The sequence below is a fragment of the Streptomyces sp. P9-A4 genome (assembly GCF_036634195.1).
GTDB lineage: Bacteria > Actinomycetota > Actinomycetes > Streptomycetales > Streptomycetaceae > Streptomyces.
This window is the reverse complement of the sequence record NZ_JAZIFY010000001.1, coordinates 4349674-4375792: the sequence shown is the minus strand read 5'-3', so window position 1 is coordinate 4375792 and position 26119 is coordinate 4349674. Positions and strand designations below refer to the sequence as shown.

Annotated in this window: 25 protein-coding genes; 9 read left to right on the top strand and 16 right to left on the bottom strand. The window is 72.9% G+C overall.

Annotated elements, in window-relative coordinates; genetic code table 11:
* Window positions 1-53: 53 nt before the first annotated feature.
* Window positions 54-905 carry a formyltetrahydrofolate deformylase gene (gene purU / locus V4Y03_RS19735; RefSeq protein WP_332435785.1) on the bottom strand — a complete coding sequence of 284 codons (852 nt, stop codon included), beginning with the start codon at window positions 903-905 and terminating at the stop codon, window positions 54-56.
* A gap of 70 nt (window positions 906-975) precedes the next feature.
* A complete protein-coding gene (locus V4Y03_RS19730; RefSeq protein ID WP_317878426.1) occupies window positions 976-1419 on the bottom strand; it encodes an SCO4402 family protein in 444 nt (147 codons plus the stop codon).
* Between the two features lie 192 nt (window positions 1420-1611).
* On the opposite strand from V4Y03_RS19730, the gene V4Y03_RS19725 reads away from it, so the two are divergent.
* On the top strand, window positions 1612-2883 hold the full coding sequence (locus V4Y03_RS19725; RefSeq protein ID WP_332435784.1) for an ABC transporter substrate-binding protein: 1272 nt from the start codon (window positions 1612-1614) through the stop codon (window positions 2881-2883).
* Between the two features lie 19 nt (window positions 2884-2902).
* Here V4Y03_RS19725 and V4Y03_RS19720 read toward each other — a convergent pair whose 3' ends face one another.
* Window positions 2903-4333, bottom strand: a complete 1431-nt coding sequence (locus V4Y03_RS19720) for a hypothetical protein (protein ID WP_332435783.1) — start codon at window positions 4331-4333, stop codon at window positions 2903-2905.
* 123 nt (window positions 4334-4456) lie between these two features.
* Window positions 4457-5839, bottom strand: a complete 1383-nt coding sequence (locus V4Y03_RS19715; protein ID WP_332435782.1) for a transcriptional regulator — start codon at window positions 5837-5839, stop codon at window positions 4457-4459.
* Window positions 5840-6115: 276 nt separating this feature from the next.
* Between V4Y03_RS19715 and V4Y03_RS19710 the strand changes: the two genes are divergently transcribed.
* The 3 genes from V4Y03_RS19710 to V4Y03_RS19700 all read left to right on the top strand — a co-directional run bounded on the left by V4Y03_RS19710 (window position 6116) and on the right by V4Y03_RS19700 (window position 9419).
* Complete coding sequence (locus V4Y03_RS19710) at window positions 6116-6781, top strand: bifunctional DNA primase/polymerase (protein WP_317876049.1); 666 nt, start codon at window positions 6116-6118, stop codon at window positions 6779-6781.
* A 137-nt stretch (window positions 6782-6918) separates the two neighbouring features.
* On the top strand, window positions 6919-7779 hold the full coding sequence (locus tag V4Y03_RS19705; RefSeq protein ID WP_317876050.1) for an ABC transporter ATP-binding protein: 861 nt from the start codon (window positions 6919-6921) through the stop codon (window positions 7777-7779).
* Complete coding sequence (locus tag V4Y03_RS19700; RefSeq protein ID WP_332435781.1) at window positions 7779-9419, top strand: transporter; 1641 nt, start codon at window positions 7779-7781, stop codon at window positions 9417-9419. Before V4Y03_RS19705 ends, V4Y03_RS19700 begins: the two co-directional genes overlap by 1 nt.
* A 105-nt stretch (window positions 9420-9524) precedes the next feature.
* Here V4Y03_RS19700 and V4Y03_RS19695 read toward each other — a convergent pair whose 3' ends face one another.
* The 4 genes from V4Y03_RS19695 to V4Y03_RS19680 form a co-directional block, all read right to left on the bottom strand.
* Entirely contained in the window at window positions 9525-10370 is an 846-nt protein-coding gene (locus V4Y03_RS19695) for an arylamine N-acetyltransferase family protein (protein ID WP_332435780.1), read from the bottom strand.
* Window positions 10371-10489: 119 nt separating this feature from the next.
* Entirely contained in the window at window positions 10490-11746 is a 1257-nt protein-coding gene (locus V4Y03_RS19690) for an FG-GAP-like repeat-containing protein (protein WP_332435779.1), read from the bottom strand.
* A gap of 177 nt (window positions 11747-11923) precedes the next feature.
* On the bottom strand, window positions 11924-12958 hold the full coding sequence (locus tag V4Y03_RS19685) for a hypothetical protein (RefSeq protein ID WP_332435778.1): 1035 nt from the start codon (window positions 12956-12958) through the stop codon (window positions 11924-11926).
* 157 nt (window positions 12959-13115) lie between these two features.
* A complete protein-coding gene (locus V4Y03_RS19680; RefSeq protein WP_443079802.1) occupies window positions 13116-13487 on the bottom strand; it encodes a hypothetical protein in 372 nt (123 codons plus the stop codon).
* 283 nt (window positions 13488-13770) lie between these two features.
* Here V4Y03_RS19680 and V4Y03_RS19675 point away from each other — a divergent pair, with 283 nt between their 5' ends.
* Window positions 13771-13947: a DUF397 domain-containing protein gene (locus V4Y03_RS19675; RefSeq protein WP_332435776.1), complete on the top strand. Its 177-nt coding sequence runs from the start codon at window positions 13771-13773 to the stop codon at window positions 13945-13947.
* 58 nt (window positions 13948-14005) lie between these two features.
* Here the strand turns inward: V4Y03_RS19675 and V4Y03_RS19670 are convergent, their stop codons facing one another.
* Window positions 14006-14392, bottom strand: a complete 387-nt coding sequence (locus tag V4Y03_RS19670; protein ID WP_332435775.1) for a DoxX family protein — start codon at window positions 14390-14392, stop codon at window positions 14006-14008.
* A gap of 74 nt (window positions 14393-14466) precedes the next feature.
* Window positions 14467-14937, bottom strand: coding sequence for a carboxymuconolactone decarboxylase family protein (locus V4Y03_RS19665; protein WP_332435774.1), 471 nt, complete (start codon window positions 14935-14937; stop codon window positions 14467-14469).
* Window positions 14938-15144: 207 nt separating this feature from the next.
* Between V4Y03_RS19665 and V4Y03_RS19660 the strand changes: the two genes are divergently transcribed.
* Window positions 15145-15726 carry a GNAT family N-acetyltransferase gene (locus V4Y03_RS19660; protein WP_332435773.1) on the top strand — a complete coding sequence of 194 codons (582 nt, stop codon included), beginning with the start codon at window positions 15145-15147 and terminating at the stop codon, window positions 15724-15726.
* A 101-nt stretch (window positions 15727-15827) separates the two neighbouring features.
* Window positions 15828-16967: a hypothetical protein gene (locus tag V4Y03_RS19655; RefSeq protein WP_332435772.1), complete on the top strand. Its 1140-nt coding sequence runs from the start codon at window positions 15828-15830 to the stop codon at window positions 16965-16967.
* A gap of 97 nt (window positions 16968-17064) precedes the next feature.
* Here the strand turns inward: V4Y03_RS19655 and V4Y03_RS19650 are convergent, their stop codons facing one another.
* From V4Y03_RS19650 to V4Y03_RS19640, 3 genes are all read right to left on the bottom strand, one after another.
* On the bottom strand, window positions 17065-18558 hold the full coding sequence (locus V4Y03_RS19650; RefSeq protein ID WP_332435771.1) for a hypothetical protein: 1494 nt from the start codon (window positions 18556-18558) through the stop codon (window positions 17065-17067).
* Between the two features lie 185 nt (window positions 18559-18743).
* Complete coding sequence (locus tag V4Y03_RS19645; RefSeq protein ID WP_332435770.1) at window positions 18744-19610, bottom strand: alpha/beta fold hydrolase; 867 nt, start codon at window positions 19608-19610, stop codon at window positions 18744-18746.
* 688 nt (window positions 19611-20298) lie between these two features.
* Window positions 20299-20988, bottom strand: coding sequence for a metal-dependent transcriptional regulator (locus tag V4Y03_RS19640; RefSeq protein ID WP_317876058.1), 690 nt, complete (start codon window positions 20986-20988; stop codon window positions 20299-20301).
* Window positions 20989-21182: 194 nt separating this feature from the next.
* Here V4Y03_RS19640 and V4Y03_RS19635 point away from each other — a divergent pair, with 194 nt between their 5' ends.
* Entirely contained in the window at window positions 21183-21950 is a 768-nt protein-coding gene (locus tag V4Y03_RS19635) for an SIS domain-containing protein (protein WP_317876059.1), read from the top strand.
* 164 nt (window positions 21951-22114) lie between these two features.
* Here the strand turns inward: V4Y03_RS19635 and V4Y03_RS19630 are convergent, their stop codons facing one another.
* From V4Y03_RS19630 to pdxH, 3 genes are all read right to left on the bottom strand, one after another.
* Window positions 22115-22447 carry a hypothetical protein gene (locus V4Y03_RS19630; RefSeq protein ID WP_332435769.1) on the bottom strand — a complete coding sequence of 111 codons (333 nt, stop codon included), beginning with the start codon at window positions 22445-22447 and terminating at the stop codon, window positions 22115-22117.
* A gap of 123 nt (window positions 22448-22570) precedes the next feature.
* Window positions 22571-23899: a PAS domain-containing protein gene (locus V4Y03_RS19625; RefSeq protein ID WP_332435768.1), complete on the bottom strand. Its 1329-nt coding sequence runs from the start codon at window positions 23897-23899 to the stop codon at window positions 22571-22573.
* A 159-nt stretch (window positions 23900-24058) separates the two neighbouring features.
* Window positions 24059-24697 carry a pyridoxamine 5'-phosphate oxidase gene (gene pdxH / locus V4Y03_RS19620; protein ID WP_332437232.1) on the bottom strand — a complete coding sequence of 213 codons (639 nt, stop codon included), beginning with the start codon at window positions 24695-24697 and terminating at the stop codon, window positions 24059-24061.
* Window positions 24698-24934: 237 nt separating this feature from the next.
* Here pdxH and V4Y03_RS19615 point away from each other — a divergent pair, with 237 nt between their 5' ends.
* Window positions 24935-26035 (top strand): citrate synthase 2, encoded by a 1101-nt coding sequence (locus tag V4Y03_RS19615; RefSeq protein ID WP_317875370.1) that lies wholly within the window; start codon window positions 24935-24937, stop codon window positions 26033-26035.
* The last annotated feature ends 84 nt before the right edge of the window (window positions 26036-26119 follow it).

The window sequence follows — 26119 nt, the reverse complement described above, 5'->3', positions numbered from 1 at the left end:
GGCGGTGCGGTCAGGTGCGGTCCGGTGCGGCCCGAGCGGGGCGGTGCGGTTCGCTACGCGAAGACGACCGTGCGGCGGCCGTTCAGGAGGATGCGGCGCTCCGCGTGCCACTTCACCGCGCGGGCCAGCGCCTGGCACTCCACGTCCCGGCCGATCGCGACCAGCTGGTCCGGGGTGACCTCGTGGCCGACGCGCTCGACCTCCTGCTCGATGATCGGGCCCTCGTCGAGGTCGGCCGTCACGTAGTGGGCGGTCGCGCCGATCAGCTTCACACCGCGCGCGTGCGCCTGGTGGTAGGGCTTGGCGCCCTTGAAGCTGGGGAGGAAGGAGTGGTGGATGTTGATGATCCGCCCGGAGAGCCGCTTGCAGAGGTCGTCGGAGAGGACCTGCATGTAGCGGGCGAGGACGACCAGTTCGACATCCTGCTCGCGGACCAGGTCGAGCAGCTCGGCCTCCGCCCCGGCCTTGGTGTCCTTGGTGACGGGGATGTGCCGGAAGGGCAGCCCGTACGAACCGACGAGTGCCTCGAAGTCGGTGTGGTTGGAGACGACGGCGACGATCTCCACCGGCAGCGCGCCGATCCGGGAGCGGAACAGCAGGTCGTTCAGGCAGTGGCCGAACTTCGACACCATGAGGACGACCCGCATGCGCTCGTCGGCGCGGTTGATCTGCCAGTCCATCACGAAGGAGTCGCCGACGGCGGCGAAGCTGGCCCGCAGCTTGTCGACGTTCACGGGGGCCTCGGCCGAGAAGTGGACCCTCATGAAGAAGAGTCCGGTGTCGCGGTCTCCGAACTGCTGGCTGTCCTCGATGTTGCACCCGGTGATGAAGAGGTAGCTCGACACGGCGTGCACGATGCCCTGCTTGTCCGGGCACGAGAGGGTGAGGACGTACTGGTCGGTCATCCCGTCAGCCTGCCACACCCGGGCCTCCCGACGGCCCACCGTCCGTCAGACGGAACGGCTCACCGACGGCTCAGGCCCCCGTCATGAGGTGCAGCACGTCCAGCGAGCACGGAGGCGTGTCGGGGTCCTCGCCGTCCGCCCGCGCCAGGTGTACGTGGGCCTCGCGGGCGGCCCGTACGGCCTCGGGCCAGCCGGGGTGCTGGAGGTAGGCGGAGACGGGGGCGTCCGGGCCCACCTGGTGCATGATGCGGAGCACCCGGAGGACGGCGGCGTCGACGAGGGCGGCCTCGGCGGTGTCGCGGAAGATCGAGCCCACGTACTTCTCGGCGGACCAGTTGTCGAGCCAGGTGTCCTCGACCAGGCGGTAGACGGCGTCGGTGACGTCGCCGTACCCGTCCAGGCCGGCCAGCCAGGTCGTCTCGTGGAACCCGGGATCGGAGAGCATGTGCAGCGCCGAGCGCGCGTTGCTGCGCCAGCGCCACCACGGCATGTCGTTGAGCGGCATGCCGACCATGGTGGAGGAGCGACGGCCACGACGGGAAGAGTTCACCGAACCGGAGACTGGACTGGACACGTTTCGATCGTACGTTCCCCTGTCCGGTAACCGGAGTCGCCCCCTCGCAGCCCCCGTAATTCACCTTCACGTCACCCACCGTTGAACCATGCTCACTCCCGCGTTACCCGCGAGGCGGAAACGTGCACATCCATGACCGGTAGGCGACTGACCTCACTCCTCGCGTACGTCACGACCGCGGCGGCCGGAGCCTCGTTGCTCACCGGGTGTGGCGTGCTCCCTGGGGCCACGGGGGGCTCCAGGGAGCCCGTCACCGTGATGACCTGGGCCCCCGACCAGACCCGCGCGACCAACATGCCCGGAATGCCCGCGATGGCGCAGACCTACGCCCGCTGGATCAACTCCCAGGGCGGCATCGACGGGCACGAACTGCGCGTCCTCACCTGCAACGAGCACAACACCCCCTCGGGCGCCGCGGCCTGCGCCCGCCGGGCCGTCCACGAGAAGGCGGTCGCGGTCGTCGGCTCGTACAGCCAGAACGGCCGCGCCTTCATGGCCCCGCTCGAAGCCGCGGAGATCCCGTACATCGGCGGCTACGGCATCACGGAGGACGAGTTCACGAGCCCGCTCTCCTACCCCGTCAACGGCGGGCAGGCCTCGCTCATCGCCGGGCACGGCATGCAGCTCGCCGAGTCCTGCCGGACGGTCTCGCTCGTCCGGCCCGACACCCTCGCCGGGGACAAACTGCCCGAACTGCTCAACTCGGGCCTCCGCAAGGCGAGCCACCGCAGCGCCGTCGACATCCCGGCCGTCGAGGACGCCGCCGAGTACACCGCGCAGGCCGGCCGGGCCCGCGAGAAGGCCGGCGACAGGAACGGCTGCGTCACCGCCGTGCTCGGCGAGCGCACCCAGACCTTCTTCGACTCCTTCCGCCGGCTCCCCGAGCAGGAGGACGGCGAAGGCGGCAAGCGGGACTCCGTACGGATCTCCTCGGTGCTCGGCAGCGTCGGCCAGCCCGTGATCGACCGCACCGGAGGCGCGCACAGCCCCTTCGAGGGCGCCTTCGTCACCGGCTGGTACCCGGAGGCCGCCGACAAGAGCTGGGCGCCGATGCGCGAGGTCATCCAGGAGCACGCGTTCGCCGACAACCGCGTCGACCCGTCCGACGCGGGCGTGCAGACCACCTGGATCGCCTACACGGTCCTCAAGGAGGTCGTCGAGTCCCTCGGCACCGACCGGATCACCGCCGCGCAGATCACCCACGCCCTCGACCGGGGCGAGCGGATCGACACCGGCGGCCTGACCCCCAGCCTGCGCTGGAGGTACGAGGACCTGCTCGGCGCCCCCGGATTCCCCCGGATCGTCAACCACGAGGTGACGTTCCAGGTGGTCCGCAAGGGCCGGCTCGTGGCCCAGCGGCCCGGCTTCGTCGACGTCGGCGCGACGGTCCTCAGCGCGCCCTGAGCCCCGCCCCCCAGGGGGCCTACAGCTGGGTGTACGTCCGCTTCTCCAGGCCGTACTTCGTGGCGGTCGGGTTCCACAGCCCGGCCGCCTGCTTCTTCGCCGCGGTGGCCTCGCCGCTCTTCTGCGTCGCCGCGACCGTCTGGTTCGTCGACCGGGCCTTGCCGCCCTTGCAGGCCTTCTTGGCCTTCATCTGGTCGGCCCAGGCCGCGTAGTGGTCGTCGGCGGCGGCCGAGGCCTGCCAGGCCTTGGTCAGGGCGGCGGTCAGCGCCGGGCTGTCCGGGATCTTGTCGACGCCGAGCGTCTGAAGCCGGGTCACCAGACCCCGGCGCTGCTCGGCGGCCCCGCGCAGGTCCCCGGCCGCCTGGTCGAGGTTCTTGCACTGCTTGATCAGCTCGACCGAGCTGATCACCGTGTCGCGGCTGCTGCTGCTGTCCGCGAGCAGCTTGCTCAGCTCCCGCGCCTGCGGCTCCGCCGGGTCGGCGGGCTTCTCCGTGGGCGCCTGGGTGGGCGGCGCGGCGGAGCCGGTGGCCACGTTCTGGGTGCTCTTGCCGGGCTCCTTCTTGTCGTCGTCGTCGCCGCCGCTGAGGAGCGCTCCGGCGCCGAGGCCGATGACCGCGCAGCCGACGACGACGGCGGCGATCAGCGCGACCGGCGACTTGCGGCGCGGGGGCTCGGGGTCGCCGCCGTCGTCGTAGTACGCGTCCTGGTAGGCGTACTGCTGCGGGGGCGGCCCCTGGTGCTGCTGCGGCTGCTGGTGCTGCTGGTACGCAGCGGGGGCGGGCGGCTGCTGGTACGCCTGCGTGCGCGGCTGTTGCGGGGCCTGCGGCGACTCCGTACGGAAGAGGTTGTCGAACTCGGCGGGCGGCTGCCGCTCACCGGGCGCCTGCGGCGGTACGGGAGCGATGTACTGCGTCGCGTCGGAGGCGCCGGCGGGCCCGGGGCCCTGCGCCTGGAGCGATCCGGTGCCCAGGAACTGGGTCGATGCGCCCCCGCCCTGCTGCGGCGGCACGGGCGCGATGTGCTGGGTGGCCTGCATGTCACCGGCGGCCGGCGGCGGGTACCCGTACCCGGGCTGCTGCGGGGCCTGCACCGGCGGCATCCCGCCCTGGAAACCGGGCATCCCGCCCGGCATCCCGCCCGCGACCGGGGCGATGTGCTGGGTCGCCTGCATGTCGCCGCCCTGGGCCCCCGGGCCCGGGTAGCCGTAGCCGGGCTGCGGCGGGGCGCCCTGCGGCGGGACCGGCGGCAGGTACTGCGTCGACTGCATGTCCGCGGCGCCGCCCGGCGCCGCCTCCGGAGGCAGCGGCTGCGCGGGCGGCAGCGGCTGCCCGCCCGGCTGGCCGGCGGCGGGACCCCAGGCGCCGTCCCACGGCTGTGCTCCCCCGTGGGCGTTGTGCGCCGGGGGCACCGCCGGGTACTGCTGCTCCGGACCCTGTCCGTTCTGCGTCACCGGGACTCCTACTGATGGACCTACGGAATCGTCGGCTCACGCTACCGGGTGCGCGCCGGGCTCCGCACACACGTGTGAGCCCGGTTACACAACCTTCTTTCACGATCCCGCCCCCACCAGGGACTACGCCGCGTACAGCTCCATCCGCGCCCCGAACTCCCGTACCACCGCCTCTCCCGCGTACGGCTCCAGCCGCTCCCTCAGGTCGTCCAGGTACTCCAGGCCCCGCGACGACCGCAGTGTGCCCAGGAGTTCGAGCGCCCGCGCCCCCGTACGGCAGGCCTGCTCGACCTCCCGCTGCTGCACCTGCGCCGAGGCCAGCAGGGCCAGACCGATCGCCCGGCGCCGCGCCCGCGTCGCCGGATGGCCCGCGACCGACTCCTCCGCCGCCCGCGCCGCCGCCGCCGGCTGCCCCAGGTCCCGGTAGCAGTGCGCCAGTTCGTCCGACAGATACGCCCCGTCGAAGTGCGCGATCCACGCCGGGTCGTCGCCCGCCTCCGGATCCGCCCGCTCCAGCGCCCGTACCGCCCGCCCGGCGGCCTCCTCGAAGGCGCGGACGTCCCCGAGCAGCGCGTGCCCGCGCGCCTCGGCCGCGAGGAACATCGCCTCCGCCCTCGGCGGCACCTTGCCCCGCGCCCCCTCCTGCGCGGCCCGCGCCAACTGGGCGATCTCCCGGGGGTTCCCGAGCTGCGCGGCGAGGTGACTCATCGAGGCGGCCAGGACGTACCCGCCGTAGCCCCGGTCGCCCGCCGCCTGCGCGAGCCGCAGCGCCTGGATGTAGTACCGCTGCGCGAGCCCTGGTTCGCCCGTGTCCACCGCCATGTACCCGGCGAGTTCGGTGAGTCGGGCGACCGCCGCGAACAACTGCCTTCCGACCGCCTCCCGGTACGAGCCCGACAGCATCCCCGACACCACGCTGTTGAGGTAGTGGACGACCACCGGGCGCACATGCCCGCTGCCGAACCGCCGGTCGAGGTCGACGAGCGCGCCCGTCATCTCCCGTACGGCCGCCACGTCCGCGACCCCGACGCGCGCCCCCGCCTGCCGGGCCACGTGCGTGTCCGGCCCCGTGATCAGCCAGTCCCTGCTGGGCTCGACGAGCGCCGAGGCCGCGACCGTCGAGCCGGCCAGGAAGTCGCGCCGCCCCACGTCGCTGCGCCACAGCTCGCAGACCTGCTCGATCGCTCCCGGCACGGTCGGCGCGAACTGGAGGCCCACCCCGGCGGCGAGGTTCCGCCCGTTGGCCATGCCGACCTCGTCGATCGTGACCGTGCGGCCCAGCTTGCGGCCCAGGGCCTCGGCGATGACCCCCGGCGCCCGGCCGCGCGGCTGCTGCCCGCGCAGCCAGCGGGCCACCGACGTCTTGTCGTACCGCAGGTCGAGGCCGCGCTCCGAGCCGACCATGTTGACCCTGCGAGCGAGACCGGCGTTGGAACAGCCCGCCTCCTGAATGAGCGACTGGAGCCGTTCGTTGAGCTGGCGCGGAACGAGTGGCCTGGCTGCCATGAGTACCCCCTGAGGCCGTGCGGTGATCACAAGAGGAGTGATCACTGCCCGGTGGATATCCGGTCAATGCCGATGTGAACACGCGAAACCGGACACGTCGGCCGTGATCCCGCCGGCGCCCCCACCTCTGCGTACCCACCCCCGCTCCCCGGCCCCCCGCGCGCCCCCGCCCGTGCTCCGATGCGCCCCGCATGCAGGATCGATGCGTCACACCGCCGTACCTCCCGCCCGTAACCCCAGGTGACGCGGGAAGTTGTGTTCACCGTGGAAGAGACCATGGGAGTCACGGAAGCCGCACAGATCCCCCAGCAGCGAGGCGAGCAGCTGCTGGACAGTGCCGTGCGGTACGCGGAAGAGCGGCACTGGGACGTGTTTCCCGGGACCTGGCTGGAAGCCGTCGAGGGCAGGGAGCGATGCTCCTGCGGCGCGGAGGCGTGCGCCGTGCCCGGCGCCCACGCCGTCAGGCCCGACTGGTCCACCCAGGCGACCGGCAGCGGGGTCGGGGCCCGGCGCATGTGGTCGAAGCAGCCGAAGGCGTCGATCCTGCTCCCGACCGGCCGTACCTTCGACGCGATCGAGGTGCCCGAGTCCGCCGGTTTCCTCGCGCTCGCCCGCATGGAGCGCATGGAGCTGACCCTCGGCCCGGTCACCTGCACCCCGGACCGCCGCATGTACTTCTTCGTCCTGCCGGGCGCCGCCACCAAGGTCCCCGACATGGTCCGCAAGCTGGGCTGGGTCCCGGCCTCGATCGACCTCACCACGCGCGGCGAGGGCCACTACGTCGCCGCCCCGCCCACCCGCGTCGGCGGCTGCGGTGCCGTGCAGTGGGCCCGCCGCCCCACCCCGGCGAACCGCTGGCTCCCCGACGCGGAGGAACTGATCAGCGCCCTCGCGTACGCGTGCGGCCGAGAGGCGGCGGAGGCCCGCAGCCGCACGCCGTGACACGGGCGGTGCCGGGGCTCCGCACGTCGTGACACCGGCGGTGCCGGGGCTCCGCACGTCGTGACCCTAGGGGCGCGGAGGCCTCACCCGTAGGGTTGCCCCCGTACACACGGGGACGACCGAAGGGTTGACGGAACATGCCTGACCAGGCATTTGACGGAGCGTACGAGAAGGCAGGTGCGGCACCGGGCGACGGTGCGGTGCCCGCCGTCCGCGTCGAGGGGCTGTGGAAGCGCTTCGGTCAGCAGATCGCGGTGAACGGGGTCGATCTCGTCCTGCCCGCGGGCAAGTTCATCGGGCTCGTGGGGCCCAACGGCGCCGGCAAGACCACCACCCTCTCCATGATCACCGGCCTGCTCCGGCCGGACCACGGCCGCATCCTGGTCGCCGGGCACGACGTGTGGGCCGACCCGGAGTCGGTCGCCCAGGTCAAGGCCCGGATCGGCATCCTGCCCGAGGGCCTGCGGCTCTTCGAGCGCCTCTCCGGCCGTGAACTCCTCGCGTACAGCGGCCGGCTGCGGGGGCTGCCGGGCGCCGAGGTCGACAAACGGGCCGCGCAGCTCCTCGACGTGCTCGACCTGACCGGCTCGCAGAACAAGCTGGTCGTCGACTACTCCACCGGCATGCGGAAGAAGATCGGGCTCGCGGCGGCGCTGCTCCACAACCCCGAGGTGCTCTTCCTCGACGAGCCCTTCGAGGGCGTCGACCCGGTCTCGGCGCAGACCATCCGGGGCGTCCTCGAGCGGTACACCTCCTCCGGCGCGACCGTCGTCTTCTCCAGCCACGTCATGGAACTGGTCGAGTCGCTCTGCGACTGGGTCGCCGTGATGGCGGCGGGGCAGATCCGGGCGCAGGGTCCGCTCGACGTGGTGCGGGGCTCGGCGCCGTCGCTCCAGGCGGCGTTCCTGGAACTGGTCGGCGCGAACGGCCGCGAGGCGGCCGGGGACTCGCTGGACTGGCTGGGCGGCGGGCGCGGGGCTGCCGGTGGGGCTCAGTGATGAGTGCCGTCACCCACACCACCACCTCGGCCGGGGCCGGTTCCGCCCCCTCGCTCACCGCCGTCTTCGTACGGCTCAAGCTGGCGCTGCTGCGCAACGGGCTGCGGCAGTCGGGCGGACGGACCACCGCCTACATCGCCTCGGCCGTCTTCGGCGCCTTCTTCGCCGCCGTGATGGTGCTGGCCTTCGTCCTCCTGCGCGGCAGCGCCGACGCCGACACCGTCGCGATCCTCCTCACCGGGGCGCTCGCGCTCTCCTGGACGGTGATGCCGCTGTTCATCCCGAGCGGCGACGAGACGCTCGACCCCTCGCGGCTCGTGATGCTGCCGCTGCGGCCCCAGCCGCTCGTCCGGGCCCTCCTTGTGGCCTCGCTCGTCGGCATCGGCCCCTTCCTCACCCTCCTCCTGACGTTCGGCGCCGCGCTGTCCGTCGCCCACGGCGCCGCCGCGACCGTCGTCGCCGTCCTCGCCGTACCCCTGGTGACCGTCACGTGCGTGGCGCTGTCGCGGGCGGTGGCCGCCGCCAACATCCGGCTCCTGACCTCCCGCAAGGGCCGCGACCTGGCGCTGCTGAGCGGTCTGGTGATCGCGGTCGGCATCCAGTTCGTGAACTTCGGGGTCCAGCGCCTCAACCAGGCCGGCAGCCTCAGCTCGCTCGAACCGGCCGCGACCGTCGTCGGCTGGCTGCCGCCGGCCGCCGGGATCGGCGCGGTGGACGCGGCGAGCAAGGGCGACCACCTGGTGGCGGCGGTACGGCTGCTGCTCACGGCGGCCACCCTGGCGGCGCTGGTGTACTGGTGGCGGCGGAGCCTCGTACGGCTGATGGTCGAGCCGGACGGTTCCACGATCGGCGCCGCTCCCGACAGCGGCCGGGAGAAGGCGGCCGGGTCGGGACTGCTCGGCCGCCTCCTGCCGGAGGGCCGTACGGGCGCGGTCATGGAGCGCAGCCTGCGGTACATCTGGCGCGACCCGAAGACCAAGGCGGCGTGGGTGACCTCGCTCGCCATCGGTCTGATCGTCCCGCTGTTCAACGCCTTCCAGGGCAGTGGCTCGATCTACTTCGCGTGCTTCGCCTCCGGCATGCTCGGCATCCAGATGTACAACCAGTTCGGGCAGGACACCTCGGCGTTCTGGATGGTCGCGCAGACCATCTCGACGAGCGCCGACGCGTACGCCGAACTCCGGGCGCGGGCCCTCGCCCTGCTGACGATCACCCTGCCGTTCACGACGCTCGTCACCGCGGTGACGGCCGGTGTCCTCGGGCAGTGGTCTCAGTTCCCGGAGGCGCTGGGCCTGGCGTTCGCGCTGCTCGGCGCGATGCTGGCGTCGGGCGCGGTGGCGTCGGCGAGCCTCCCGTACTCGATCCCCCAGGACAGCGGCTACAAGAACGTGGTGCCGGGGCAGGGCGGTCTCGCCTGGATGTCGATCCTGGGCGGCATGGTCGCGGCGACGGTCCTCTGCGCGCCGCTGATCGCCGCGACGATCTATCTGCACGTCTCCGACCAGGGGTCCCTGCTGTGGCTGGTGCTCCCGGTCGGCGCGCTGTACGGCGCGCTGCTCGCCTGGGCGGGCCTGAAGGCGGCGGCCCCGCGCACGGCGCGACGGCTGCCGGAGATCCTGGCGGCGGTCAGCAAGGGCTGAGCCCGCACGGCCACGGGCCCCGGGACGGTCGTACGCCCCCGGGGCCCGGGACGGTCCGCCGAGCGAGACGGAAGGGACTTCCGGCGCAAGGCCCGTGCCCGCTGATCAGCTCACGGGGTGCCTCGCGGCCTCCCACCGCCGGTGCGCGGCGCGGACGCGGTGCCACAGTTCCGCGCGTGCGGGGGCGTCGACGTCGGTCAGGTCCAGACGGAACATGCCGGCCAGCACGTCGTACCAGTCGTCGGCCGATTCGATGGTCCGCTCGTCCGTTCCCCCCGCGCCGGTCCGGCGCAGCACGCGGCCGCGCAGCACGTCCACGCCCTCGGCGTCGCGGCGCTGGGCGCTGAGGACCCGGACGAAGCCGGACTCGGGGGAGGTGGAAAGCCGGACGTGCTCCTCCGCGAAGGAGGACAGATCCACCGGCTCCGGCGTGAAGTCCATCCCCGTGAACGAGCCGCGCGGGTCATGGGTGAACCGCCAGCCGCCGGGCACCGCCGTCGACGGGGCCAGCGCGTAGGTGAACGGCCCCTGGGTGTGGCTGCCCTCGCGCAGTGGCAGGGGCTCGTGCGGTCCGTCGCCGAGCCCGGTGTCGACCAGCCACCGTTCGCCGTCGAGCCGGACGGTGAGCGCGAGATGGTCGCCGTCCGCGTTCGCGGGGTCCTCGGGAGTGCCCTGCACTCCGGCCCGGTGCCGGGTGACCTCGTAGCCGAGGGCGGTGAGGAGTTCGCCGAAGGCCCCGTTGAGGTGGAAGCAGTAGCCGCCGCGTCCACGCAGGATCCGGGCCACGGACTCCTCGGCGCCGATGCCCGTGGGCCGCCCCAGATGGATGTCGATGTTCTCGTACGCGACCCGCTCCACCTGCGCCCGGTGCAGCGCCCACAGCGCCTCGCCGGTCGGGGCCGCCGGCCGGGCGACTCCCAGCACGGCCAGATACCCGTCGACGTCGATCATGCTCCCCCACCCTCTGCGGACACCCTGCGCGAACGGGTGATCAGCATAGGCACCGGCACTGACACCGGCGCGGGAGCCGGTACCGGCCCGCGGTGGCGGAGCGCGATCCGGGGCGTCGGTCAGGCAGCGTGGTTGTAACCGAACCCCACGTCGTAGGACCAGACTTCCTGGGCGCCGAGGAGCGGGGTCTTCCAGTCGCCCGTGCCCGGGTAGAGGGACATGCTGCCGGCAGGACGGATGGCGAGCAGGTCGGGACGGCCGTCCTTGGAGACGTCTCCGGCCGCGATGAGGAACGCGAAGGTGTTCCAGCCGCCGCCCACCCGGGTGCGCGGGGCGAAGGTGCCGTCGCCCTTGCCCAGGTGGCTCCAGAGGACGCCCGAGGTGTCACGGGCGAGGAGATCTCCGGCCGGGCCGCCCGCGATGTCGCCGACGGCGATGATGTCGTTGTAGATGCCCCAGCCGGTGCCGAGCTTCTTCCGGGCGGTGAAGGGGCTGGTGGCGTTGCCGGTTCCGGGGTGCAGCCAGAGAACGCCGGTCTTGTCGGCGGCGAGGACGTCCGGCCTGCCGTCGCCGGTCAGGTCGCTGCCTCCGGTGATCCGGTCGTAGATCTGCCAGCCGGTGCCGACCCTGATACGGCCGTAGAAGCCGCCCTGGCCGTTGCCGGCGTGGAGCCACAGCACTCCGGAGGTGTCGCGGGTGAGGATGTCGCTCACGGTCGATCCGCCGAGGTTGCCGACCGCCTCGATCCGGTCGTAGATCTGCCATCCCGGGCCGATGAACTCCCGATGGTGCGAGTCCATTTGCAGCTCAGGGCCGTAGTACGTGCTGTCGGTGCGCCACAGGCCGCCGCCGGATTCCCGCTGGAGCAGGTCGAAGGCGCCGTCGACATCGAGGTCGTGCGCAGCGGGCCGGCGGACGAGCTTGAAGGAGCCGGAGGCCTTGAAGCCGAGCGGGATGCCGTCAAGCGTCGTCGTCGTGATCGTCCAGGTGTAGTCGCCGTTGGGGGCATCACCCTTCTCGATGTTGCGGGCTTCCCAGTAGAGCCTGAATGTGCTCGAACTCGAGGGTGCGCCCAGGAGGTCGGTGGTCGTGTAGCCGGTGCGGGTGTTGCGCATGACGACGGTGGCCCACGCGCCCCCCGTCAGTTCCCACTCCAGCGAGACGGACTGCCGGTTGGTCATGTCGATGACCGGCGGAACGGTGTGCCGGACCAGCGTGATGTCGTCCTCGGCCGTGGCGGCTGTGGCGGCTGTGGCGGCTGTGGCGGCTGTGGCGGCTGTGGCGGCTGTGGTGCCTACCGCGCCTGCGGCGAACGTGACGGACAGGACGGCGGCCAGGGCGGTCGCAAACCGCCGGGCGGCACGGGGACGGCGCAATTCAGTTCTCCCTCAGACGCATCCGGTGCACCTTGCACCACGTTTCTGTGACGTATGAGAAGGCGAAAGGTTGTACGGCGACGGCCGGGCTTCGAACCGGCGCGAGTACGGAGGGCCCACGCGTCACGCAGGCCTTGGCCGGCGGCGTTCCCGGCGCCGCCGGCCACCCCTGCGATCTCAGGACGGGAGCGCCTGGACGATCGCTTCCACGCGTTCCCGCCAGGGGATCGCGACGCCGGTTTCGGGCTGGAAGCTGCGGGCGTGGGCCTTCCAGGCCTCCTCCGTGCGGCAGGGGCCGCAGAAGGTCTCGTCGGCCGTGGGCCGGAAGACGTGCGTGTTGCCGGGGCCGTCGCAGGTCACCAGCTCGGCGACACGCGTCCCGGCCGGTTCGGACACCGCCGTACGGGCCGGGGCGGGCCCGGCCGGGAGCTTCTCCGTCAGGCGGTGCCGGAGGAAGCCCGCCGCCGAACGGACCCCGCCGCGCGGCAGATGCGCCGTCAGCGCATGACGCAGGTCCGCGACGGACACCCCCCTCCGCAGCCATTCCGCCGCCGCCTCCGCCAGCCCACGGGCCTCCCTGACCCCGAGCAGCAGGTCCCGGTTCTGATGCCGCAGCGACAGCAGCACCCGCTCGGCTTCCACGACTTCGGGGGCGGCCGGGCTCTCGGGCGTCGACGGCGCCTCCGGGGCGGCGGCGCGCTCGGGGTCGGCGGCGGGCTCGGGGGCGGCGGCGGGCTCGGGGTGCGGCTCCGGATCCGGGTCCCGCTCCGGTTCCGGGGCGGCTTCCGGGGCCGGGGCCGGTTCCGGACGCTGCGGCCGCTCTTTGGTGGGTGGGTGGGGAGAAGTCTTGTCTCCGTCTTTGTCTACCGGTTGAGTCGCGGGCTGCCGGACACTCCGAAAACCGGTAGTCGGTTCCCCGTCCGCCGGAGACCCGGCCGGTACCCCGTCCCGGAGCCCGTTCGCCTGCTCACACGTGAGGGTGACGTTCGAGAGCAGCTGCTCGGTCACCCAATGCCCCCTCCGGCTCTGCCACTTCCACTCGTGGAGGTAGCCGCACTCCGTCAGGCAGACCTTGGCCCGGTGGTACGCCCGGGGCCGCATGCCCAGGTCGGCGGCGTGCTCCCCGAGCGGCTTGCTGCCGTCGGTCTCGGGGAGGCCCTGGACGTAGATGAGGAGGAGCTTCGCGTCGCTGTTCAGACGCGGGTGTCGCACGACACTGTTCGAGACCTTGGTGAAACACCGAACAGGAGCGATAGCATGCCGAAGCATTTCTGGTGGACCTCTAGATTCCACTGGGCGTGAAGGCCCTCGGGGCGTGTTGGTGCACCCCCGAGGGCCGCTCCATATCTCACGGAGCGTGATTTTGCGGTTACCGTACCGCACACATCACCGTACGATGCAACAACTCCGGCTCCACGAACGGATCTTCGATTGTCGGCCGCGACCTCCAGTCCAGCGGCCAGGTCACCCCGTACAGCGCCGGAATCCCTACGAACGCCTCACTACGCCCGTTCCGGCCCAGCGCCCTCGCGGGCGCCGGCCACGCGAAGTCCCCGACGGTCTGCGGCGGTAGCAGGAAGTAGTAGTTCCGCTCCCCCGTCGCCGCCCGCACGATCGGGCCCGCCTGGAAGTCCGTGAACTCCATCAGCCGGTAGGCCACGTCCTCACCGATGAAGCCGCCGATCCGTACGGCGTCGAAGTGCACGCCCGCGTGACGGAGGGCGTGACCGGTCGCAGGCACCCAAGAAGGCACCGCGTCAAGCGACTTGCGCAGATTCATGCGGCCAGCTTGGAGGCCGTGTTCTCCTGTGACCAGCGACACAGTCCGTTTGTGCAGGACTGTGCACTCGGGGAGGTCGGGTGTGAACAACGAGAGAAAGAGAGGCCCGGGGGCCGCGAAGGCCTTCGGTGCACTCTTGCGCTTCCACCGCGAACGGGCGGGCATTTCGCAGGAGGCGCTGGGACACGCAGGCCTTCACCCCGGAGGAATCCGCACAACTCATCGAACAGGTGGCACGAAAGCTATGAGCACCGACCTCAACTGGTTCAAGAGCAGCTACAGCGGCGACCAGGGTGGCAACTGCGTCGAGGTCGCCACCTGCCCCCACACCGTCCACGTCCGGGACTCCAAGGACACCCTGATCCCGTCCTTCGAGGTCTCCCCCACCGCCTGGGCCGCCTTCCTCGCCCAGCTCGGCTGAGTCCGCGCAGCCGTGGGCCCCGGGACGGACGTCCGTCCCGGGGCCCACGGCATGGCGCTCAGCCCGTGAAGGCCTCCGGGCCGAAGCGGCCCCAGACCACGAAGCCGATGAGGACCAGGTAGGCCAGGTCCACGGCCACGAGCTTCAGTTCGTTGCGCCGTACCCGTACGACCGCCGCTCCCGCCATGACGATCATCAGCCCCACCCCGGCCAGTGGCACCAGGACCGGCGCCGTGCCGCGCACGGCGGGCAGCACCAGCCCGACGGCCCCCAGGACCTCCAGGGCGCCGATGGCCTTCACGCTCCCCGCGCTGAAGTCGTCGACCCACTGCCCGCTCGGACCGGCGGCGGCGATCTTCGTCTTGGGGACGACGACCTTGTACATGCCACCGGCCAGGTAGGCGGCGGCGAGGAGTCCGGCGACGATCCACAGCGCGATGTTCACGGCTGTCTCCTTTACGGGGAAGGGCGGTTACGGGGCGGGGCGGCGGTCGTGGTGACGGTGACGGCGACCTTGTGTCAGCCGTGCCGGCCCGGGCGGTAGTCGCCGGCCGGCTGCTGGATGATGGCGTTGCCCCGGTTGAAGGCGTTGATGATCGCGATCTGGGCGACGAGCGCGGCGAGCTGCTCCTCGTCGAAGTGCTTGGCCGCGTTCTCCCAGACCTCGTCCGAGACGCCGCCGCCGTCGGCCAGGCGGGTGCCGTGCTCGGTCAGTTCGAGGGCCGCGCGCTCGGCGTCGGTGAAGACGGTGGCCTCCCGCCAGGCGGCGACGAGGTGGAGGCGCACCGAGGTCTCACCGGCGGCGGTGGCGTCCTTGGTGTGCATGTCGAGGCAGTAGGCGCAGCCGTTGATCTGGCTGGCCCGGATCTTCACGAGTTCCCGCGTCGCGTGCGGCAGGGTCGAGTCCGCGAGGGCCTGGTCGGCGGCGATGACGTGCTTCCAGACCTTGCCGGAGATCTGGCCGGCGAACATGTTCAGGCGAGCGGTCATGGCGGGCTCCTCCGTCGGGGTCGTTGACTACACCCCCAGGACGGGACGGGCCCTCCGGGATGTGACACGACGGAATGTGACCTGCGTCTCGCGTCGCGCGCACCGGTCGCGGACCGGCTCCCCGGCCGCTGGCCTCCCGGCCCGCGCCCGCCCCCTGCCCGCCGAATTCCCTTGCCCGCGGCGGGTGCCCCGTACGATCCTCGCCGCATGGACCTCCTCGCCGTACCCAGGCCCGTGATCGCCCTCGACGACGCGCTCACCCTGCGCGTGTTCGACGCCGGGGCGGACCTGCCCGAGTTCCTGCGGGTCGTCGAGGAGTCGCTCGACCATCTGCGGCCGTGGATGCCCTGGGCCGCCGAGCACAGCCCCGACCGGGCGACCGCCTTCCTCTCGGGGCTGGCCGCGCAGTGGGCGAGCGGTGACTCCTACACGTACGCGATCGTGCTCGACGGCGCCCTCGTCGGCTCCTGCGGGCTGCACCGGCACGAGGACACCCCGGACGGCGCCCTGGAGGTCGGCTACTGGCTGCATCCGGCCGCGACCGGCCGCGGGGTGGTGACCCGGGCGGCCCGCGCGCTCGTCGAGGAGGCGTTCCTGATGCCCGGTGTCGAGCGCGTCGAGATCGTCCACGATCCGGCGAACCTGGCGAGCGGCGCCGTTCCCGCCCGGCTCGGGTTCACGGCGGGCGAGCGGCGTCCCGCCGAAGCGCTCGCCCCGGCCGAGACCGGCGAGCTCCAGGTCTGGCACCTGTCCCGGAGCCCCGGCCCGGGACCTGTCCCGGGCCGCTGACGCGGGGCCGGCGGGAAGGGTTCCGTCCGCCCCGGCGGCGTCGGTACGTTGAGCCGATCTTCCTCCCTGCCGCCCGTGTCGGGCCGACCCCCAGGACTCCCGTGAGACACACCGTCACCGAATCCCTGCGCGCCGCCGCCCTGGTCTGCGCCGCCGTCGCCGTCGTCCTCTTCCTCGTCCACGACAGGACCGACGGCGCCCGCTGGGACGTCCTGGCCGCCGTCCTCGCGACGACGGCCTGCACCGGCGCATGGGCCCTGCTCACCCGGCGAGAGGCGCCGCTCGGCCCGCCGGAGCCGGCACCCGGGCCCATGACGGCCCTGCCGTCCGTCCTGCCGCGCAACCCCGTCGACTGGTACCTGACGGCCGGTGCGACGGTCTACGCCTTCGCGCCCTGGGCCGTGTTCCGGTACGCCGCCCACGGCGAGGTCCACATCGCCTACGTCGTCCTGGGCGCCCTGCCGCTCTTCACCTGGACGGCCGTCGTCCTCTTCCTGACGGTCAAGCACCTGCTCGTACGGCGGCTTCCGGAGGCGCAGCGGCTGCTCGCCGCGGACGCCAGGGCGGGCCGGGTGATCGCCGTCCGCTTCGAGTCGGCGGGCGGCGAGTGGAACCGGATCGTGCCCGAGGACTGCACCAAGCTCATCGACCCGCCGGTCGAGCACGCCCAGCACCTGAAGCTCCAGGACGCCAAGGGGAAGTGGTACGGCACCCACGGCCTCCTCAGCACGCTCATGGGCCCGGACCACGCCCGCAATCAACTCGCCTTCTTCGGCCCCCGGTTCAAGGGGCGCCAGGTCTGGGTCTACTGGCCGGAGCGGTGGCAGCCGGTGCTCGCCGCCACCCGGAACAGCAACCGCCCGGCGTACCCGGTGGCCGTCATCGCCGACACCGGCGACATGGTGTGGGGCTACGCGGCCCTCGACTACACCGACCGCTACCTGACCGACCCCACGAACCTGCACGCCACCACGCCCGGTCTGCGGGCCCGTCCGGTGCGCCCCCGCCCGTACTTCCGCCCCGCCGTCCACGGCCGGATGCTGCTGTGGCTCGCCCTCGCCCTGGCCGCCCTGACCCCGGTCCTCCTCGGCCTCGTCTCGGACGAACTCAGCGCGCTCCTCGGCATCGTCGCCGCCCTCGCCGTCATGGGCGCACTGCCCGCGGCCCGCCGTGGCAACACCCTGGTCCCGGACCCGAGCCGGTGGACTCTCCCCCCGGTGGTGGACTTCCGCACCCAGTAGGACCCCGGACCTCCGGGCGGCGGAGGCGACGCCGCCCCGCCGCACTCCCCACGCCCAAGCCGTTGACCAGGCAAAACATCAAAGTCCGGCAGGAGTGCTAGGGCTGCGACAGCGCCTCCCGGACGGCGTCGATGCCGAAGGCCAGGTCCGCGTGGAAACTCTGGTGGAGGTCGAAGTCCCGGGTCATGTCGACGTAGTAGCCGTCCGGCAGTGTCGACTCGGCACGTGAAAGGTCGCCGTTCAGTTCGTCGAGCTGGTGGATCATCCGGTGGGCGGCGCTCAGGGAGTGCGTGAGGGCCTCGGCGAGCGAGCCGCCGGACCGAGGAGAGGCGTCCGCCCCGGGCCGGTGCAAGGCGCGCAGCGCCGCCCGCACCGCCGCGCGCCGGAACTGGGCCAGGGCGAGGGACGCTTCGATCCCGTCGTAGGAGACCTCGTTCGTCCAGGGGTCGTCATGGGCGAGGCCCGCCGCCAGGAAGCCGATGCGGCGCGGGACGTCGAGGTCCTTCACCGCGTCGAACATCGGCGCGGCGAGCGCGGCGTCCTGTGCCAGTGCGACCGCGAACGCGCGGGCGTCCTCTCTCCGGAACTCGTCTCTGGTGGCCCGTGTCCCGGACCTCTCCGCCTCCCGCCGGAATCGCTCCACCTGAAGGGCGAGCACCGCTCCGAGCCGCACGGCCGCCAGCTCGACCGCGGGAAACCCGCCGAGCGCAGCCTCGCGGCCCTGCGCGTCGCACCGGGCGAGGCCGGCCGCGTAGGCCCGCACTCCAGATGGCGCGGGCTCGGCGAACGAGTGCAGCACTGGTGCGCCGAAGGGCGGCACGGGGAGCGAAGGGCCGAGGTTCCACAGCGGCGGTACGGGGGCGCGGCGAGCGGTGGTCCCGTCTCCGCCCATGGAGCCGCTCACCTCGTCCAGCCCGGCCCGCAGGTCGAGTACGGGATCCAGCGCGGCGGCCAGCTCGCGCAGCAGCTCCGCGAACCTGGCGTCCGCCTCCGCGGTCCCCTCGGCCGCCCCGGACCCCTCGGCCTCCTCCGGTGCCTCGGCACCTGTGTCGTGCCGTGCCCCTGTCTCCGCTTCGAGCAGCTTGCCGACGTGGCGCAGGGTGCGGTGCACCTTCGGCATCGACAGGCCCAGCTCGTACGCGATCGCTCCCGGCGCGCAGCCGGCCAGCCGAAAGGCAGTGACGTTGAGCTGGCGCTCGTTCAACTCTCTCAGCGGGGCGAGCGCCACCACCGTCCGGGCCCGCACCAGGGCGTCGGTGCTGCCCTTCCCCAGGAGGGCGGGCACCGCCTCGTGCGCCGGGCGGAGCACTCCGCAGCCGCCGCCGACGGTCATCCGGCACGTCCAAGACCGCAGCGCCTGCGCGGTGACCACGGGGGTCCTGGTGTCCTTCGCGGCCCCGACCACGTTCGCGGCCGGCAGGTCCATCCACCGTCGGGCCACTGCCATCGAGTCCTGGGCGAGTCGCGCCGCCTCCATCAGGTCCGCGCCCCGCAGCAGCGACAGGGCGACGAGCGGCCCCGCATGCGCCCGGTAGTAGTCCCCGAACCCGAACCCGCTGACGGACACCGTATCCGCCGGATCTGCCGCCATTGCCCCAACTCACTTACGCTTGAAGCTACTTGTAGTTTCCGTCGGAGTTCAAGGTAGAGGCTCGACGCGGGGTGACGGAAACTGCCCCGCCCCTGGAGTGAGGGCGGGGCGGTCGCGTGGGCGGTGCGCGGCACAGCGCGACCCAGGCCAGACCACCGGGGATGGGCAGACCGGGTTCTCGAGGTCTACGGCGTGAGCACGCCGTTGAGGAAGGGCTCCACGGCCTCGCTCCAGGCCTCCGGGTGGGTGTAGTGGAGGAGATGGCCCGCGTCGGGGATCTCCGCGTACGACCCGTGGGGCAGCACCCGGACCATCTCCTGGGCCTCCGCCCGGCCCAGCTCGCCGTCCAGGCCGCGGAGGACCAGGGTGGGGCAGCGGACCTGGGCGAGCGAGTCCCAGTGGGCGTCGTGCACCCAGGTCTCGCGGGAGGTCAGCATCTGCTCCGGGTCGAAGACCGGGCGCCAGCCGTCCGGGCGCTCGGTCATCACCTCGGCGAAGAAGGCGCCCCGGGCGGGGTTGGGGCGCTCGACCCACGGGTCCTCCTCGCCGAACCAGCCGCGGACGGCGTCGAGCGACGGGAACGGCGCGGGCCAGCGGCGGAACCAGTCCCGCCATTCGCGCTGCGAGGCCGCGCCGAGCGCGGAGGCCCGCATGTCGCAGATGACCAGGGCGCGGACCAGGTCGGGGCGCTCGGCGGCCAGCTGCCAGGCGGTGAGGGCGCCCATGGAGTGGCCGATGAGGGTCACCGGGCCGAGGCCGAGCTGTTCGACCGCCGCCGCCGCGTCCGTCACGTACGCCTCACGGGTGAAGGCGGCGGCGGGCCCCGCGCTGTGCCCGTGCCCGCGCTGGTCGAGGGCGACGGTCCGGGGGTACGGGGAGCCGGGGCCCGCCCCGAGCCGGGCGACCGCCGGGGCCCAGTGGGCGGCGTGCCCCATCAGGCCGTGGAGGAGTAAGACCCCGGGTCCGGTCCTCGGGGACGCGGTCCCTGGCGTGAACTCCCAGGCCGCCAGCCGAACACCGTCGGCTCCGGTGACGTCGAGTCGTCGCGCCATCCCTGGCACCCCCTCTTTCCCGTCGAACCACGCCAGACTATCGAACTCGCATTCGAAAATGCGCTCCTGCCACACAACACCCCTCGTTCGAGTGACAGCCCTCAAGGATTGGCAGCCGCCGCCGAGGGGAGATCTTGAACGGGAGGCGGACCGCTCGGGGAAATGGGGTCCGACGGGATTGACCTTGAGAGCTCGGGGCTCCAGGTCAGCACAGGGGAGGACAGGCCCCGGCGCCCAAGGGCGCCGGGGCCCTCTGTCGTCCGCAGCCCGCATGCCCCCACCCCCACTCCCCACCCCTTCGCGTGCAGCCCGTACCAGCGTGGCACGGCCAGGGCGCGGGCGTGGCGATTCCGGCGTAAACCGGGGCGCGCGGCGGTTCGTTGGACCACCGAGGCCGAACCGAGTCGATGCCGTGATCTCCCCCCGTACAACCAACAGCCCCCGCCGTCGGTCATCCGGCCGTGCTCGGCTCCCGGGTCCGCGCCAAGGGGGACACCGACGCGCTCCCCGATCCCGGCCCGCTCATCGTCAGGCGGGACCGGAAGGTCACCCGCGTCCCCCGACCGCCGTCCAGGAGGTCCGCCCGCGCGGCGACGAGGCCCTGGAGTTCGCCCTCCGACGAGGACCCAGCGCGGAAGGGGGCGCCCCGCCGGTCACGGCGGGGCGCCCCCTTCTCATCCGCCCTGACTCAGCGCTTCGCGACGAACACGTGCGCCGCGACCTCCGCGCGCAGCTCGGCCGCCTCGCCGCTGCTGCCCACCAGGACACCGCCGGCGGACTCCGTCACCGACACCACGGAGCCGGGCTGCACGCCCGCGCGCCGCAGCGTGTACATCAGCTGGGCGTCCGTCTGGATCGGCTCGCCGATCCGCCGCACCACCACCGTCTTGCCCTCGCTCGCGTCCAGGTCCGCCAGCGACACCATCGAGTCGTCGAGGAAGGCCTCGGCCTCCGCCTTCTCGCCCAGCTCTTCGAGGCCCGGGATCGGGTTCCCGTACGGCGACTCCGTCGGGTGACGCAGCAGTTCGAGGACCCGCCGCTCCACGGCCTCGCTCATCACGTGCTCCCAGCGGCAGGCCTCGGCGTGCACCTGCTCCCACTCCAGGCCGATCACGTCGACGAGCAGGCACTCCGCGAGGCGGTGCTTGCGCATGACGCGGGTGGCGAGGCGGCGGCCCTCGTCCGTGAGCTCCAGGTGCCGGTCGCTGGCGACGGCCACCAGGCCGTCGCGCTCCATCCGGGCGACCGTCTGGCTCACCGTCGGGCCGCTCTGGTCGAGCCGCTCGGCGATCCGGGCGCGCATGGGGACCACACCTTCCTCCTCAAGCTCGAGGATGGTGCGGAGATACATCTCCGTTGTGTCGATCAGTCCGGACATACGTGCCCCTCGATGAGTCGTGCGCTGGCCCTGCACCAATTCTGACGCATCGCGCCGACAACCGGGCCGCACCGGGTGAAGGCGCGGTGAAGGCGGTATTGACAGAGCAATGGTCCAGACCGCACCGTGATCGGCGACCAGGGCACGACCATGACACGACGGCGACACCACGGCGACGAGAAGGAGCTTCCGGAATGGGCGACAGCGCGGGCGAGAGCAAACTGGCCGGACAGTTCTTCGACGCCGCGATCGGCCTGCTCCAGCAGGTGCGGGACGGCGACTCGGCCGAGATCGCCGCCGCGGGCGCGGCCATCGCGGAGGCCGTCGCGAACGGCAACCGGCTCTTCGCCTTCGGCGCGGGCCACTCCTCGCTCGCCGCCCAGGACGTCGTCTACCGGGCCGGCGGCCTCGCCCTGATGAACCTGCTCGTGGTCCCGGGGGTCGTCGGCGTCGACGTCATGCCCGCGACGCTCGGCTCCGCCCTCGAACGGGTCGACGGGCTCGCCGGAGCGGTCCTGGACTCCTCCCCCGCCACAGCCGGGGACGTCCTGATCATCATCTCGCTCTCCGGGCGGAACGCCCTGCCCGTCGAGATGGCGATGAACGCCCGCGCGCTCGGCCTCACCGTCATCGGTGTCACCTCGGTGGCGTACGGGACGGAGACGAGGTCCCGGCACGTCTCGGGGACGTACCTCAAGGACCACTGCGACATCGTCCTCGACTCGAAGATCGCCATCGGCGACGCCGAACTCACCCACGAGGGCATCGAGGCGCCCTTCGCCCCCGCGTCCACCGTCGTCACCAGCGCCCTCATGCAGGCCACGATGGCCGCCGCCGCCGAGGAACTGGTCCGCCGCGGCATCGAGCCGCCGCTGCTGCGCTCCGGAAACGTCGACGGCGGGCACGAGTGGAACGGCCGCGTGATGGCGGAGTACGGCGACCGGATCTTCTACCGGCACTGACCGGCGCCGGGCGGCCGGTGCCGGGCGGCGGACGCCGGGCGGTCCGACGCCGGGCGGCGGACGCCGGGCGGTCCGACGCCGGGCGGCGGACGCCGGGCGGTCCGACGCCGGGCGGCCGACGCCGGGCGGCCGACGCCGGGCGGCCGACGCCGGGCGGTCCGGCACTAGGCGGCCGGCTGCGAGGCCCTCCCCCGCGGGGTCTTCCCGTGCGCGGGCGGCAGCAGCTGGCTCATGGCGACGCAGACGAGGCCGGAGAACATCAGGGCGAGCTGGCCGAAGAACCGGGCCTCCCAGGAGAGGCCCTGCAGGACGCCGAAGTACACCAGGCCCGGCAGGAAGACGGCCAGGCCCACCAGCAGGGCTCCGATGCCCTGGAGCCGAGGCCTGGTGACGTGCCTGCGCGTCCAGGGCGGGACCCAGCCCGTCCGGAGCGTCACCACGCCCAGCGCCATCACCACTACCCCCAGGAGCATGCCCGCTCCCACCATCCACGCCATGGGATCCCCCTCTTCCGGTCCGACCGGAAGCCCTCATGGTCGTCCTGCCCCGCCCGGACCGTCCATGCCGGACCCCGGCAGAATCCGGACCTCCTCGCTGCCTGCCGCGGCGGTCCAGGCCCCCTAAGGCCTGTCGCCCAGGTCCAGCGCCGCCGCCACGCGCGTCGCCACCGCCTCCGCGAGGGCCACGTCGTCCCGCTCGAACGGGGGACGGCACGCGGCGCGCAGGAAGGTGACGACGCCGAGGGTCCGGCCCCGGGAGCGCAGGGGCACGCACACCGCGTGCGCCGCGTCCCCGGGCCACTGGTGGGCCTCCGCCCACACCTCGGCCGTGCGGCCCGCGCTCGCCCGTACCGTGCCCACCCGGTCCCAGGCCTGGAGCGCCGGATGCCTCGGCCCGTACCGCAGCGGGATGCCGCCGCCCACGACCGGCGAGGACGGGCCGGGGGCGCCGCCCGCCGGGGTGGCCAGGACCCGGGTGAGGCGCCGCTCCCCCGCCGGACGGTCCACCAGGGCGTGGTCGGCGAACCCGGCCAGGGCGAAGTCGAGCAGGACGGCCGCGGCCTCCGCGGGGTCCTCGCACTCCGCCGCCGCCGCGCCCGCCCGGTGCAGCTGGCTCCACCGGAACCGCAGCCGGTCCGCCTCCCGGGCCGCCAGCCGCTCCTCCGTGACGTCCTGGAACAGCCAGGCCACGCCCAGCGGCACCGGCTCCTCCGCCATCGGCGAGGCCAGCCGCAGGAAGCCGCTGCGCCAGCATCTGCGGCGCTCCCCGGCGGAGGTCCGCAGCGTCACCCACACCTCGGCGGGCGCGGGCGGGCTGCCCTCCGCGAGGACGTGCTGCAGGGCGGCCTCCAGCTCCTCGGCGCCCTGGACGACGACATCGCCCAGCGGGCGCCCGAGCAGGGCCGTACGCCCGGTGCCGAAGGCGCGGGCGGCGTGACCGTTGACCATGGCGGGGCGCAGGTCGGCGTCGACGAGGACGACTCCCCAGGAGGCGTCCTCGAAGAGGGCCTCGCTGAGGGCCACCGAACGCTCCAGGTCGAGCTGTACGTGGACCTCGCTGAACGCGCAGTACACGCCCGCCGGTGCGCCGTCCGCGCCGCGCACGCCGGCGGCCTGGCTGCGGACGAGCACCCGGCCGCCGTCCTTGCGGAGCAGCGCCAGCTCGTGGACCTGCCGTCCGGGGCCCTTCATGACGCCCATCAGCCGGCGCAGGATGTCCTCGGAATCGGCGCTGCGCGCGCCCCACCCCTCGAAGCCCCGGCGCCCGACGGCCTCGGCCGCGGACCAGCCGAGGATCCGCTCGGCCTCACGGTTCCAGTGTGTGACCGTCCCGTCGGCGTCGAAGGCGCAGAGCGCCGCGTCCATCCCGTCGAGCAGCGCGGCCAGCAGATCGGCCCCCGCTCCGGGAACGGAAGCGGTCTCGCTCGCGGACCCCGTGAATGCACTCATGCCGCACCCCCCATGCTGCGGCCATTCAACTGGAACGTGACGCAGAGCACATCACCTTCACCGAAATCGTTGCATCGCGGAAACGCATACGAATTCGGGCGGGAGGGGGTGGCCGCCGGACCCCGCCCCCCGGCCCCCGGGCGCCGGACTCCGGGGCCCTCAGGGGGCGAGTCGTTCCACCCGCCAGGTCTCGCCCCGGGGGCCGCCCTCGCGGACGTAGCGGAGGCGGTCGTGGAGGCGGTTCTCGTGGCCCTGCCAGAACTCGACGGCGTCCGGGACGACCCTGATGCCGCCCCACTCCGGCGGGACCGGGACCTGGGAGCCCTCGGGGTAGCGGGCGGCCAGTTCCTCGTAGCGGGCGAGGAGTTCCGCGCGGGAGGCGATCACCGAGGACTGGCGGCTCGCCCAGGCGCCGAGCTGCGAGCCGTGCGGGCGGGTGCGGAAGTAGGCGGCGGTCTCGTCGCGGCCGACGCGCTCGGCGCGGCCGGTGACGATGACCTGGCGGGCCAGCGGGTGCCAGGGGAAGAGCAGCGAGGTGTACGGGTTGGCCGCGGTCTCCCTGCCCTTGCGGGAGTCGTAGTTGGTGAAGAAGACGAATCCGGCCCGGTCGTAGTGCTTGAGCAGGACGGTCCGGGAGGAGGGGCGGCCGTCGGGCGACGCCGTGGAGACGATCATCGCGTTCGGCTCGTGGATCGCCGGGTTGGCGGCGGTCTCCTTGAACCAGCGGGTGAACTGCGCGATCGGCTCGGGCGCGAGGTCGGCGGCGGACAGCTCCGTGGTGCGGTACTGCTCGCGCATGTCGGCGGGATCCAGGGCGTCGGTCACGGGATCGGTCACGGAGCCATTGTGCGACAGCGCCTCAGTTTGCCCGGCACCGCCCGCCGCCAATCCTCAGTCGCCGGATCGGCGCAGTGTGCCGGATGTCACGCTTCCCCGCATCATCGGAACCGTACAGACTCTGGGGCTGGACGACTGTTGAATCCCGACGACCGACCAGTACACGGTTGATCGATCATCGATTAGAGGAGCCGCCTGATGTCCGACTTCGTACCCGGGCTCGAAGGAGTCGTCGCGTTCGAGACGGAGATCGCCGAACCCGACAAGGAAGGCGGCGCCCTCCGCTACCGCGGCGTCGACATCGAGGACCTCGTCGGTCACGTCTCGTTCGGCAACGTCTGGGGCCTCCTCGTCGACGGCGCCTTCAACCCGGGCCTGCCGGCCGCCGAACCCTTCCCGATCCCGGTGCACTCCGGCGACATCCGGGTCGACGTGCAGTCCGCGCTCGCGATGCTCGCGCCCGTGTGGGGCCTCAAACCGCTCCTGGACATCTCCGCCGAGCAGGCCCGCGACGACCTCGCCCGCGCCGCCGTCATGGCCCTCTCGTACGTCGCGCAGTCCGCGCGCGGCCAGGGCCTCGCGATGGTCCCGCAGAGCGAGATCGACAAGGCCGAGTCGGTCGTCGAGCGCTTCATGATCCGCTGGCGCGGCGAGCCCGACCCGAAGCACGTGAAGGCCGTCGACGCCTACTGGACCTCCGCCGCCGAGCACGGCATGAACGCGTCGACCTTCACCGCGCGCGTGATCGCCTCCACCGGCGCCGACGTGGCCGCCTCCCTCTCCGGCGCCGTCGGCGCGATGTCCGGCCCGCTGCACGGCGGCGCGCCCTCCCGCGTCCTCGGCATGATCGAGGAGATCGAGCGGACCGGCGACGCCACCGCGTGGGTGAAGCAGGCCCTCGACAAGGGTGAGCGCCTGATGGGCTTCGGCCACCGCGTCTACCGCGCCGAGGACCCTCGCGCGCGCGTGCTGCGGCGCACCGCCAAGGAGCTGGACGCCCCCCGCTACGAGGTGGCCGCGGCCCTGGAGCAGGCCGCCCTTGAGGAGCTGCACAACCGGCGCCCCGACCGCGTCCTCGCGACGAACGTGGAGTTCTGGGCGGCCATCGTCCTCGACTTCGCCGAGGTCCCCGCGCACATGTTCACGTCGATGTTCACGTGCGCGCGTACCGCCGGATGGTCGGCGCACATCCTGGAGCAGAAGCGCACCGGCCGCCTCGTGCGCCCGTCGGCCCGCTACACGGGCCCCGGCCAGCGGGACCCTCGCGAGATCGAGGGTTACGCGGACATCGCGGGCTGACCCTGCTCCCGCCCCCCGCCACGACGACGGCCCGACCCGCACAGTCGGGGCCGTCGTCGCACGCGCGGCGGAAGCCGTACCGGC

What these genes read in the sequence shown, in the direction of transcription:
- purU (WP_332435785.1), bottom strand. Translation starts at nt 905, where the DNA reads ATGACCGACCAGTACGTCCTCACCCTCTCGTGCCCGGACAAGCAGGGC.
- V4Y03_RS19730 (WP_317878426.1), bottom strand. Translation starts at nt 1,419, where the DNA reads ATGGTCGGCATGCCGCTCAACGACATGCCGTGGTGGCGCTGGCGCAGC.
- V4Y03_RS19725 (WP_332435784.1), top strand. Translation starts at nt 1,612, where the DNA reads ATGACCGGTAGGCGACTGACCTCACTCCTCGCGTACGTCACGACCGCG.
- V4Y03_RS19715 (WP_332435782.1), bottom strand. Translation starts at nt 5,839, where the DNA reads ATGGCAGCCAGGCCACTCGTTCCGCGCCAGCTCAACGAACGGCTCCAG.
- V4Y03_RS19710 (WP_317876049.1), top strand. Translation starts at nt 6,116, where the DNA reads ATGGGAGTCACGGAAGCCGCACAGATCCCCCAGCAGCGAGGCGAGCAG.
- V4Y03_RS19705 (WP_317876050.1), top strand. Translation starts at nt 6,919, where the DNA reads ATGCCTGACCAGGCATTTGACGGAGCGTACGAGAAGGCAGGTGCGGCA.
- V4Y03_RS19700 (WP_332435781.1), top strand. Translation starts at nt 7,779, where the DNA reads ATGAGTGCCGTCACCCACACCACCACCTCGGCCGGGGCCGGTTCCGCC.
- V4Y03_RS19695 (WP_332435780.1), bottom strand. Translation starts at nt 10,370, where the DNA reads ATGATCGACGTCGACGGGTATCTGGCCGTGCTGGGAGTCGCCCGGCCG.
- V4Y03_RS19675 (WP_332435776.1), top strand. Translation starts at nt 13,771, where the DNA reads ATGAGCACCGACCTCAACTGGTTCAAGAGCAGCTACAGCGGCGACCAG.
- V4Y03_RS19665 (WP_332435774.1), bottom strand. Translation starts at nt 14,937, where the DNA reads ATGACCGCTCGCCTGAACATGTTCGCCGGCCAGATCTCCGGCAAGGTC.
- V4Y03_RS19660 (WP_332435773.1), top strand. Translation starts at nt 15,145, where the DNA reads ATGGACCTCCTCGCCGTACCCAGGCCCGTGATCGCCCTCGACGACGCG.
- V4Y03_RS19650 (WP_332435771.1), bottom strand. Translation starts at nt 18,558, where the DNA reads ATGGCGGCAGATCCGGCGGATACGGTGTCCGTCAGCGGGTTCGGGTTC.
- V4Y03_RS19645 (WP_332435770.1), bottom strand. Translation starts at nt 19,610, where the DNA reads ATGGCGCGACGACTCGACGTCACCGGAGCCGACGGTGTTCGGCTGGCG.
- V4Y03_RS19640 (WP_317876058.1), bottom strand. Translation starts at nt 20,988, where the DNA reads ATGTCCGGACTGATCGACACAACGGAGATGTATCTCCGCACCATCCTC.
- V4Y03_RS19635 (WP_317876059.1), top strand. Translation starts at nt 21,183, where the DNA reads ATGGGCGACAGCGCGGGCGAGAGCAAACTGGCCGGACAGTTCTTCGAC.
- V4Y03_RS19630 (WP_332435769.1), bottom strand. Translation starts at nt 22,447, where the DNA reads ATGGCGTGGATGGTGGGAGCGGGCATGCTCCTGGGGGTAGTGGTGATG.
- V4Y03_RS19625 (WP_332435768.1), bottom strand. Translation starts at nt 23,899, where the DNA reads ATGAGTGCATTCACGGGGTCCGCGAGCGAGACCGCTTCCGTTCCCGGA.
- pdxH (WP_332437232.1), bottom strand. Translation starts at nt 24,697, where the DNA reads ATGCGCGAGCAGTACCGCACCACGGAGCTGTCCGCCGCCGACCTCGCG.
- V4Y03_RS19615 (WP_317875370.1), top strand. Translation starts at nt 24,935, where the DNA reads ATGTCCGACTTCGTACCCGGGCTCGAAGGAGTCGTCGCGTTCGAGACG.